Origin of the sequence: Winogradskyella thalassocola (assembly GCF_900099995.1) — a bacterium.
Taxonomy (GTDB): Bacteria; Bacteroidota; Bacteroidia; order Flavobacteriales; family Flavobacteriaceae; genus Winogradskyella; species Winogradskyella thalassocola.
In genome coordinates this window covers 306,131-315,767 of sequence record NZ_FNCZ01000004.1, presented here as the reverse complement: position 1 = coordinate 315,767, position 9,637 = coordinate 306,131, and the positions used below count along the sequence as shown (strand labels likewise).

Here is a 9,637-nt window from a genome sequence, read left to right as displayed (position 1 = left end):
AACGTTTATGTATATGAAATGTTGCGTGTTTGTGTGCGAAGATTTTCCGAAGGAAAATCAGAAGCTAACAAATAAGCAACAAACTTTGGTTTAGGTAAAACTAGCAATTTTTTATATACTTTGTTGTACACAGTTTTTTAATATTCATCTTCCATAGTTTTTTCAATCCAATCTATGAAATTTTTCCATTTATAATTCGGGTCAGATTCAATTCCGTTCGAGTTATGGTCAAAAATCACTACGGGAAATTCACTTTCAGAACTTCGATTGTCAAAACAATAAAAATCGCCATTATCTTGTCTAAAAGGTGTTAGATATTCAGGGAATCCTAATTCCGCGTAATCTTTTAGAACCTCCTCCAAATTCATATAAGGTTCAAGTTCTTTATTCGCAAAACCAAATCCGTCAAAAGCGAAATCTCCAAGTGGAATTTCTTTACAATATTTAAGCTGAAATTCAACAAATGATTTGGGGAATTTACAATTATATTTTTCAATTAATTCGTTCAAGTCCTTTTCATTCGGTTCAGGACAATTCGCTGGGAACGCTGGTTCTCGATCAGAATATTTTGCTTTTATATCTTCAAATGTCATTTTTGGTCAAATTGTGTACAACCGGTCTCGGCTATGAGTAGTTGCTTGGGTTAGCACCAAACTTTGCAAGTACACACCAAGCTGAAAATCCGCGAGGATTTTCAGAAGTAGGCGAGAACAAGCAATTACTTATAGCCATTGTTGGCACCAGTTTTTATTCACACAATTTATTAAGTTTTTCAAAATCCTCATCAGCTTCAAAATGCTCATTCATTTCAAGGTCTAATTTAAGAGCTTTTCTAAAATCTTTGCAAGCATTTTTTTCAACACCGAGTTCCAAATAAATACCTGCTCTGTTGAATAAACCGATGTCATAATTCTTTTTTACCTTGAGAGCTTCATTAATTTTTTCAAGAGCTTCTTTAGGCTTCTTAATTTCTCTGTAAAGACTTGCCCAATTATTATAAAGAATATGAAGATTTGGTTGATTTGGGAATTCGGTTACTATCTTTTGATAATCAGCTAACGCTTCCTCAAATAATTCTAATTTCTTTTTTATGTTAATCAGATTTGCCAATGATTTAAAATCTTTTGGTGTGATTTCCAATTGAGATTCTAAATCAGCTTTTGCATTCTCATATTTCTCCAATCTTATATTGGCATAAGCTCTGTCAAAGTAAATATTCGAGAAAGATGGTTTTTTCTCAATGATTTTTGAATAGTCAGAAATTGCCATTTCAAAGTTGTTATTGTCCATATAAGTGTTTGCTCTTGCATAAAGGACACTTAAGTTGTCAGGATTTAATTCTATAGATTTAGAATAGTCAGATATAGCTAATTCATATTCTTTTCTCATTCGGTACACATTTCCTCTATTCGAATATGGTCCTGGCGCATCCGGATAAAGTTTAATTGCCTTTTCAAAAATTGAGAATGCTTTATCTATTTTTCCTTTTTTCGCAAGTTCAATTCCTTTAGAATTCAGTTCCAGCGCAGTTTGAGAAATTAAATTTTGAGTCGTTAATAATAGAATTGCTATTGCTAAAATTTTACTCATTTCGTTTTTTTTTTTAAATTGGTGCCAACGGTTACGTATAAGAATAGTGCGGTTTTGTGTGCGAGGATTTTCCGAAGGAAAATCAGACGTAACAAAAATGCACTAACCTTTGATTAAGCACTTACCACCGCATTATTTTTATACAATGTTGTAAGTAGTCTTTTTTAATTTTATTTCCTCAAATCTCTCACTCGGAACATCCTCAACACTGTTGAAATAATCTTCCGCTGTTTTTAGAGATTCAATTGCTTTTTCCTCTTTTCCAGCCAAAATATAAAAGTCAAATATTTTTGAAATAAATCCAAAACGTTGTCTTTCCATTAAACTGTCTGCTGCACCTTCCCAATCAGAAACTTTATCCAATATGGGTAATCCAATTGTTAAAATGTTTTTTGTCAAATCGTTCATTAGTTTGATATTATCAAATTCGGTTAAGTCATAATGTCCTGCATTCCAAAAATCGGTATTCCAAGTCTTTATATGGTTATCATACCAAGATTCAACAAATTCATTCATTGGTTTAAATCCGTATTTTTTTTCGTGCCATTTTACATAGTAGTTTGATTTAACAGACAAAATTGTCCAAAAGCAAACAATAGTATTTCCAAAATTTCGCTGATTTTTAGCAAAGTAGATTTCTTGAGTAAAATCGCCTATTTTTCTTTTAAAAGTCAGTTCCGATTTGAGAAGTTTAAATCCAAGCGAAGTAAGTTCAGGTTGAACGAATTCTTCGACTAATTTTCGAATTCTGTCTCCTGGTTTTAATTCCGCATATTTCATTTTTTTTCTCGTGAACATTGAGTTTCTCAGATTACTTACAACGTGTTTGTGTATAAATTAGTAAGGGCTAGGTATAAGCTAGTTTTTACACAAGCACGTAAATTGGGAAAGCAATAACTATTATTAACTAACACTAAGCCCTTATTATTTATACACGGTGTTGCAAATCCGTTTTTATTTTGTCAAATTTTAAATCTGCCAAGCATATATTACTAGCAACACTAAAGATATTAAAAAAAGAATTAGACAAGATACAAAAGTCCATTTTGTCATTCTATAAGGCAGTTTTCCAGTCCGAGTGGGGTTTTCAGCTTCGTGGCTATCCTCGCGGTTTTCTTTTTTTGCCTTCTCCAAAATCTTGTTGCCCAGATTGTAAAAGTCAATTGAAATTATGGAAGTACAGAGCACTCCGAACGCAATGGATAGTAGAAGAGTACAAAGTAAAAGGCGGTAAAGGTAAATGTTGTCAGGTGTTGGATCGCCTAAAGTCGCAAGGAGAACTACCAAAGTTGATTCTATGAGAATCGTATTGTTTATGACGCTTGGAATAAGAACGGTGACAGAATTATTAATCAGTCCAATTCCTTTTTTACGCAATTTTTTTCTATTTACTTTCTTACTCAAATTTTAAAACGTTTATTATGTCAGGCACCCCTAAAGATATTACAATTAAATATAAAGACAAATACGATAGAGTAACACCAAATACAGTTTCTAACCCCGACGAAATTGTTTTAATGTCAAAACAAGATGTTGAAGATTTAAAAGAGTTTCGGTCTAGTTTAAATGCTGAAAATGTTATCGTTTATAACAGTGATTTAGACCCAATGGTTACTATTAAAACTGGTGAAAGAAGAATCCGTATTTCTTTTACATCTTTAATTGACTCTATAGACAATACTTTTACTAAAACATTATGCGTTGCTAAGGAAATACCCTCTTAAATAATTCAATAATTTTATCACCTATTTCTTTAGGTATATTTCTTTCTTCTCTTATTTTTATTCTTGGGATAAAGTTATGAGTATCTAAAATGTAACATTCACTAACGTCGTTTATTTTGTTTTCTTTGTTTTTAAAAAAATCAGAATGGTATTTATTAATAGAGTTTAATCCATTTTTGAATTGTTTGCTTTTTTCTACAGTTCCAAAAATCAATTCTTCTTGATTTTCTAAAAATCCTTTTTGAGTATTATCCATATATTTTTATTTATTATCTAAATAAGCAAGAGAGGTGAAACAATACTAGGTTCATCGAGGAACTATCAGCACTGCTCGATAATCCGACCAAAACTACCTGTTTGCACGGTCATTGGTCATCACTTAACATCATTTCGGCTAACTCTCTTGCTATTTTTATTTCCATTTCTCTTTGTTTCGCTTTCCGTTCCTGCACATTTTTAAAAGCTTGCAGTCTTAATCTTTCTGGCCTACTCATTTTATTACTACCTCTCACTTTTTAAATGGTTTGCAACGTTTATGTATATGGAAAGTTGCGTGTTTGTGTGCGAGGATTTTCCGAAGGAAAATCAGAAGCTAGCAAACAAAGCAACTAACATTGGTTAAGCACAAAACAGCAATTTTTTATATACTTTGTTGTGCATAGTTTTTTATTCAGTTTTATAATCCGTTCTCAATTCAGCGTAATAATCATCTTTAGTATCGAGTAGGCTTTCTTCAAACTTGTATTTCAAATATTCCATATCCAATTCATTCAAAGAAACTGTCTTTTTTCCGTTCATAAAGTTGTCAATTGCTTTTTTATGATATCCGCAAAAAATCCCCCAAACCATTAATTTGATAAAATCAGATTCCTTTTTCGTTTTCAATTCCGCTTCGTTCCACGATTCCGATAACTTTTTAAATTTTCCGCCAACTTTTACAACATTTTTTCCGTCCGAAATATTAATTTCAGATGGATAATATTTAATTGTTAGATTATAAACTTCCTTAAATGTCAATCTTTTTCGGGTTTTGGTAAATTATGCACAACAATTGGATATAGACTATAGTCTATATCCACATTATAACTCTAAGATAGTAAATCTTTTATTTCCATGAAAGATCTATTTGCCACATGTGTGTATATTTCTGTTGTTTTGGTAGAATTATGTCCTAATAAAAGCTGAATGTGTCTAATGTCAGTCCCATTTTCTAATAAATGGGTTGCAAAACTATGTCTTAGCATATGAGGAGTAACTTTTTTAATTATACCTGCTTTTTTTGCAGCCGTGGAAATAATTTTTAAAACGCTAGTCGCACTATATTTATTTCCTTTTTTGCCTTCAAACAAATATGTTTTAGGTCTATATTCCTTATAGTATAGTTGAAGATCTTTTAAAATACTTGGGCTTAATATAGAAATGCGATCCTTATTACCTTTTGCATGGTTAATTTTTACTACCATTCTTTTGCTGTCTATATCAGTAATGTTAAGGTTTAATAATTCTCCTCTTCGAAGTCCAGATGAATACAGTAGTCCTACAATGCACTTATGTTTAATGTTATTTGTTGCATTTATAATTTTTATTATGTCTTCTTTAGATAAAACTACAGGTAGCTTTTTTTCTTTTCGTGGTCGTTCAATTGAATAGAATCTATTTGGCATTCCGTGCACAACTTCATAAAAGAATTTTATACTATTTATAGTTAAATTCACATAAGAGTTTGATTTGCCATCTTGTATCAACTTTTGTAAATATTTTCTAACATCAATTTCATTTAGTGCAATTGGGTCTTCCTTATAATAATGATTAATGAAGGACTCAAAACTAGACACATAATTACGAACCGTATTATCAGAATACCTTTTAAGTTCAAGTTTCAATAGATAGGATTCAGGGCATGTCTTAAAACCATTTTTCGGTTTTCTAGACCTAAAGTGCTCCAAGTTGAGCTGTGGGTTATCTTCATTTATAATTTTATCAGAAAAAAAATAATTTCCATTCACCCAAGCAACCCCATAAAAAGTTTTAAATATTAAATCCAAATTACTCTTAGTATTAGGTAAATAATACAATAATAATTCTTGACTCCAAACTATGTTTGGAATTGTATTAATAAGAGCTTCTATGATTTTACTTGAATTAAATTGAAGTCCGATACATTTTTTTTGATCTATAAGAAGATGTTTTAGTGTTATACTGTTTTGTAGTTGCATAAGTTTTTAATTACAAAATACTGTGTATAAATGAATTAGTCGTATCTTATTCGGATAGGATTCGTATAAAATACGTTTAATTACAAAATGAGGAGGCTTTTTATAACATGCTTGTATTGCAAAAAGGAATTATTTGGAAGAACCGATAAGAAGTTTTGTGATCCTCAGTGTAAAAGTGCCTATCAATACAAGAAATCTAAGGAGCTACCAGAACGATTTTATAATAAAGTAGACAATCAATTAAAACTTAACCGGAAAATTTTGAAGAAATATAATAAAGGAGGTATGGTAACTGTAAGAGCTAGCATGCTTACACAAGAAGGATTTGATCCTAACTTTTTTACTCATTATTGGAAAAACACAAAAGGAGACGTTTATCTATTTGCATATGAATATGGATTTTTTAGAAAAAAAGAAAGAAATTTAGATAAATATGTTCTTATAAAGTGGCAAAATTATATGGGTTTTTGATTTTTTTATTACTTTTATAAATATAATCGAAGTGAACACGAAACTGAGTACGTTTTGGAACACGATTTACATATTATATAGCGGAAAAGGTGCGTTTTTCGATGTTTTTGAGTCTTTTTAAGAACTCATAACCCGAAGGTCACTGGTTCGAGTCCAGTTCCCGCTACTAAGCGAAAGCTTTTTAAAACAACGGTTTAGTTCACTCTAAACCGTTTTTTTTATGCAAAGTATTTATGATTGATTTCCTTAGACTGTCTTGTCCTGAAATATGACTACTGGTTAAAATTGAACAAAGCAGAGGGAAATCCATGATTATTTCCATTTAGGAAATATAGCAGTAATAAATCATATGTATTGTGGCACATAATTTTTATAATACATTATTCCTTTAGAATAGAGAAACCAGAGATCTTTAATAATTACACTTTTAATTTACAACCTTTAGGAAGCCATGACTTAATCTTTGCGACCTCTGCGTCCGAAATATTAGTGTTTTTAATATTGAGCATCTTTAGGTTTTTTAGGTTTTTAATTGATTCTGGCAGTTTACTTATCTTGGTTTTACTTAAATTTAATCGCTTTAAATTGATTAATTGTCCTATTTCTTCAGGAATACTCGAAACATTACTTGCTGTAAGGTTAATCTGCTGAAGATTGGTCATATTACCAATTTCTGCAGGAATATGTTCAAAGGAATACCCTCCTGTAAAGACTAGGCCTTTTATATCAAGCTGTGTAACTTCTAAAGGAAACTCATTAAGATCGCCATCATAAACTGTCATCATCACTAAAGTTGGACCATACTGCCCTGGACTAATATTACTTTTGTATATACTTCCGCTAGCAGCAACAGATGCTTCTTTTTCTTTGTCTTTAGCGTAAAAAGAATAACTCCCACTAAGTTCATTAACCATAGACTCTCCCAGATCATCTATTTCTATCTCGATATTTGTAGGCATAACTAGTTTATTTAAAGCATCATAATCATAAGTTTGATTGGTATTTGCTGCTATTCCCTTTCGTTGCTCAACAATCAGTTTTGAAAGCTGTATTACTCCCTGATCTGTGCCTCTCAAAACAGGGTTGTTATAGGCATCCTCATAAAGCTCTAAATATTTAGACGCCTCATCAAAATTGCGAGCCTGAAAATATGCTGTTGCCAAATTCATATATAAGCCTTGTGCCACCTTTCTGTTAATCTTGGCCTTTTTATCATCTAAATTAACTTCTTTGATAAATGTTAACCACCTATTAACCGGTATCATTAATTGGTCAATGGTTTGTGCATTTACCTTGCCATCTTTGTACATGTTATCGTAAACTGTAATGGCCTGTCTTTGTGCTTCATCTAAGTCACTATAATCGTATCCTTTGCCTCCCTTTCCTGTAAATACATTTACCGAGTAGTCAACGTAGCCTCCTTGCATTTTAAACTTAGCACTTCTTTGAGCTTTTTCTATAAATCGGGCTTTAATACTTTGATGTTGTTCGTTCTTCCAGGCAACTTTATCTTTATTCCAGCTCTCTTCCAGAACTTGTGGGTGCCAATAGCACTTGTCTTCTCCATAAATAAACTCAATAGTTTCATTAGCTAAGCTGCCTGTTCTTTGATAACTATTAAATTCTTCGGCATATAAAATATTACCAGAGGGATTTTCTATAATAAGGTAGGCATCATTAATTTCTGCTGACACACTGTATTGATATACAGTAATTTTTTTAGCATCTTTTAATGCATTTTTACTTCCGGCAGCAACACATACTTCTTCGGCTTCAATAGATTTTGGCGTGTCAAAGCTTGTATTACCCATGGCAAATGAGTATTTGAGTAGGGAAGGGCTTGTGGTTATATCATAAGCTGGAATTGAAAAGAAAACTGATTTGATCGATTCAGATTTTGCATTTTGCGCAAAAATTGATGGACTTGTTAGTAGAATGAATAAAACGAGGAGAGGAAGATCTTTAACTGACATGAATTAATTGGATTAGTTGATCTAAAAATAACCTTTTTTTTATGAAATCATTTACAATGGTCTGATATAAAAATAGTTGAGGGTTTACGTGTAAGGATTTTTTAAAGGGAAATCAATAGCTAGCAAACAAGGCAATAAACTTTTTTAAGCTTAAAACAGTAATTATTTATATACTTGTTAGGCCTCGTGTTTTTATTAAAATGTATATGGGTCAAAAATTTTTCCTTCAGGATATTTTGGTAAAGTTCCAATGTTTTGCAAGCTTTCAATAAAATGATTTTTACACAATACGTCCTTTAGAATTGCTTTTCGTTCACAATTATCTCTCCTACAAAAATTTTCAGATGCAACTAGTTTATGTCTTTCAAAATACAAATTCATTGAAGCAGCAAACATTGTCATATCTGCTGGTGATACAAATGGATTTTTATTCCATTCTTTAATTTCAGTTTTTGGAATTTTAAACAGATAATCTTTTTCTCCCCAATTCCAAGCACTACTTAATTGCCACAATTGATTACAAAATTTACATTGATATAAATGATGACCTTTATTAGATTTACTTTTAATCTCTAGATGTTTCTTGATTTTTTTGCTTTCTTTAATTCGTTTCGAAATGACATCACGAGATAATTCCAAATCAGAATAGTTTTCGCAAGTACAAGTTTTATGCAATTGTTTTGTCATTTTTAGATGTGCGTTGTTATATGTTACCCTGTGATACGCTATTCTGAGGTCTTTTCTTGGCGGTTTATGATATATTGTGTTATGTGCTTTGTTCTATGTATTTAATGACGTCTATTGTTTTGTGAATTTTGTCAAACCTATCATATATTTCTAAATTATTCTCGTTCCATTTTGATTTTCTATAAGAATATGAACAATCATAAATTGACGTGTTATTTTCTAAAATCCATTCATCTATAATATCATTGGATTTATTCAAAATTCGACATATAATATGTTCGAAATTTAAACTTACGACCCGAATGATTTCAATTTTTATTTTCCTCGATTTATGAGTTTTAGAAATATTCATCTTTTTCTCGAATCCTAGATATGATTCTTTTATATGTTCAATTGTTTCGAAGAATATTTCTGTGTCGACTTTATGCTCAATTGATATTTCTGAAATCGATTTTTTTAGGAGGTCATTTAGTAATCCGATTTGATTAGCCGGTTGTGTTTTTAAGAATTCTGTTACAGTATTTTCAGTCACCTGATGAAAATAATCTATACATTGTCCATATGGTTTAATTTTTATAGAGCTTAAATCCGTTTGTAGTTTGTTGCTGAAAAAACCGAAACCTCCTAAGTTTACTTTTTTTGGTAAGTAATGATGAAGTAATTCTTCATGATAAGATGTTATTCTATTGAATTCTATACAGTCTTGTTCACTGTGTTTTCTTTTGTCTATTGAAAATGTGATTCTATTTATAAACATAATTTAATTTTCATTGTTCCAAGTAGCATAACGTGTGTTTGGTTAAACAACTAATTTACTAAATACGTCACAGATAGAATATCTGGTAGAAACCGTTATTAGTAGTTCGTTGAATGTGTACTGTCTTAATCTGTTGTTATTTTTTTAATTCAGATTCTAAAATTGCAAGTGTGTCTTCAATGTAATTCTTAATTTTATATTAGTAATCGAGTCTTGAGC

General features: G+C 31.0%; 13 protein-coding genes. 2 read left to right on the top strand and 11 right to left on the bottom strand.

All coding sequences use genetic code 11. The features are described from left to right. Window positions 1–137: 137 nt before the first annotated feature. The 4 genes from BLT80_RS12545 to BLT80_RS19895 form a co-directional block, all read right to left on the bottom strand. Window positions 138–593: an SMI1/KNR4 family protein gene (locus tag BLT80_RS12545; RefSeq protein WP_092468490.1), complete on the bottom strand. Its 456-nt coding sequence runs from the start codon at window positions 591–593 to the stop codon at window positions 138–140. 154 nt (window positions 594–747) lie between these two features. Continuing rightward, entirely contained in the window at window positions 748–1,590 is an 843-nt protein-coding gene (locus BLT80_RS12540) for a tetratricopeptide repeat protein (RefSeq protein ID WP_092468488.1), read from the bottom strand. Between the two features lie 138 nt (window positions 1,591–1,728). After that, window positions 1,729–2,370, bottom strand: a complete 642-nt coding sequence (locus tag BLT80_RS12535) for a hypothetical protein (protein WP_139181065.1) — start codon at window positions 2,368–2,370, stop codon at window positions 1,729–1,731. 189 nt (window positions 2,371–2,559) lie between these two features. Continuing rightward, the gene (locus BLT80_RS19895; protein WP_139181064.1) at window positions 2,560–2,994 is read right to left on the bottom strand and encodes a hypothetical protein; all 435 of its coding nucleotides are present in this window, start codon (window positions 2,992–2,994) and stop codon (window positions 2,560–2,562) included. 17 nt (window positions 2,995–3,011) lie between these two features. Here BLT80_RS19895 and BLT80_RS12525 point away from each other — a divergent pair, with 17 nt between their 5' ends. Further along, on the top strand, window positions 3,012–3,314 hold the full coding sequence (locus tag BLT80_RS12525) for a hypothetical protein (RefSeq protein WP_092468482.1): 303 nt from the start codon (window positions 3,012–3,014) through the stop codon (window positions 3,312–3,314). On the opposite strand, the gene BLT80_RS12520 is transcribed toward BLT80_RS12525, so the two are convergent. From BLT80_RS12520 to xerA, 4 genes are all read right to left on the bottom strand, one after another. After that, window positions 3,295–3,570 carry a hypothetical protein gene (locus BLT80_RS12520; protein WP_092468480.1) on the bottom strand — a complete coding sequence of 92 codons (276 nt, stop codon included), beginning with the start codon at window positions 3,568–3,570 and terminating at the stop codon, window positions 3,295–3,297. The two genes, BLT80_RS12525 and BLT80_RS12520, sit on opposite strands and share 20 nt — an antisense overlap. Window positions 3,571–3,679: 109 nt before the next feature. Beyond that, window positions 3,680–3,808, bottom strand: a complete 129-nt coding sequence (locus BLT80_RS20410) for a hypothetical protein (RefSeq protein ID WP_262508035.1) — start codon at window positions 3,806–3,808, stop codon at window positions 3,680–3,682. A 172-nt stretch (window positions 3,809–3,980) separates the two neighbouring features. Then, window positions 3,981–4,331: a hypothetical protein gene (locus BLT80_RS12515; RefSeq protein ID WP_092468478.1), complete on the bottom strand. Its 351-nt coding sequence runs from the start codon at window positions 4,329–4,331 to the stop codon at window positions 3,981–3,983. Window positions 4,332–4,402: 71 nt separating this feature from the next. Then, on the bottom strand, window positions 4,403–5,530 hold the full coding sequence (xerA, locus tag BLT80_RS12510; protein WP_092468474.1) for a site-specific tyrosine recombinase/integron integrase: 1,128 nt from the start codon (window positions 5,528–5,530) through the stop codon (window positions 4,403–4,405). A gap of 87 nt (window positions 5,531–5,617) precedes the next feature. Between xerA and BLT80_RS12505 the strand changes: the two genes are divergently transcribed. Next, window positions 5,618–6,001, top strand: a complete 384-nt coding sequence (locus BLT80_RS12505; RefSeq protein WP_092468471.1) for a hypothetical protein — start codon at window positions 5,618–5,620, stop codon at window positions 5,999–6,001. A gap of 419 nt (window positions 6,002–6,420) precedes the next feature. On the opposite strand, the gene BLT80_RS12500 is transcribed toward BLT80_RS12505, so the two are convergent. The 3 genes from BLT80_RS12500 to BLT80_RS12490 form a co-directional block, all read right to left on the bottom strand. Continuing rightward, entirely contained in the window at window positions 6,421–7,974 is a 1,554-nt protein-coding gene (locus tag BLT80_RS12500) for a leucine-rich repeat domain-containing protein (RefSeq protein WP_092468468.1), read from the bottom strand. 195 nt (window positions 7,975–8,169) lie between these two features. Continuing rightward, window positions 8,170–8,661: a hypothetical protein gene (locus BLT80_RS12495; protein WP_139181063.1), complete on the bottom strand. Its 492-nt coding sequence runs from the start codon at window positions 8,659–8,661 to the stop codon at window positions 8,170–8,172. A gap of 79 nt (window positions 8,662–8,740) precedes the next feature. Then, window positions 8,741–9,418, bottom strand: a complete 678-nt coding sequence (locus BLT80_RS12490; RefSeq protein ID WP_092468464.1) for a hypothetical protein — start codon at window positions 9,416–9,418, stop codon at window positions 8,741–8,743. Window positions 9,419–9,637 lie beyond the last annotated feature (219 nt).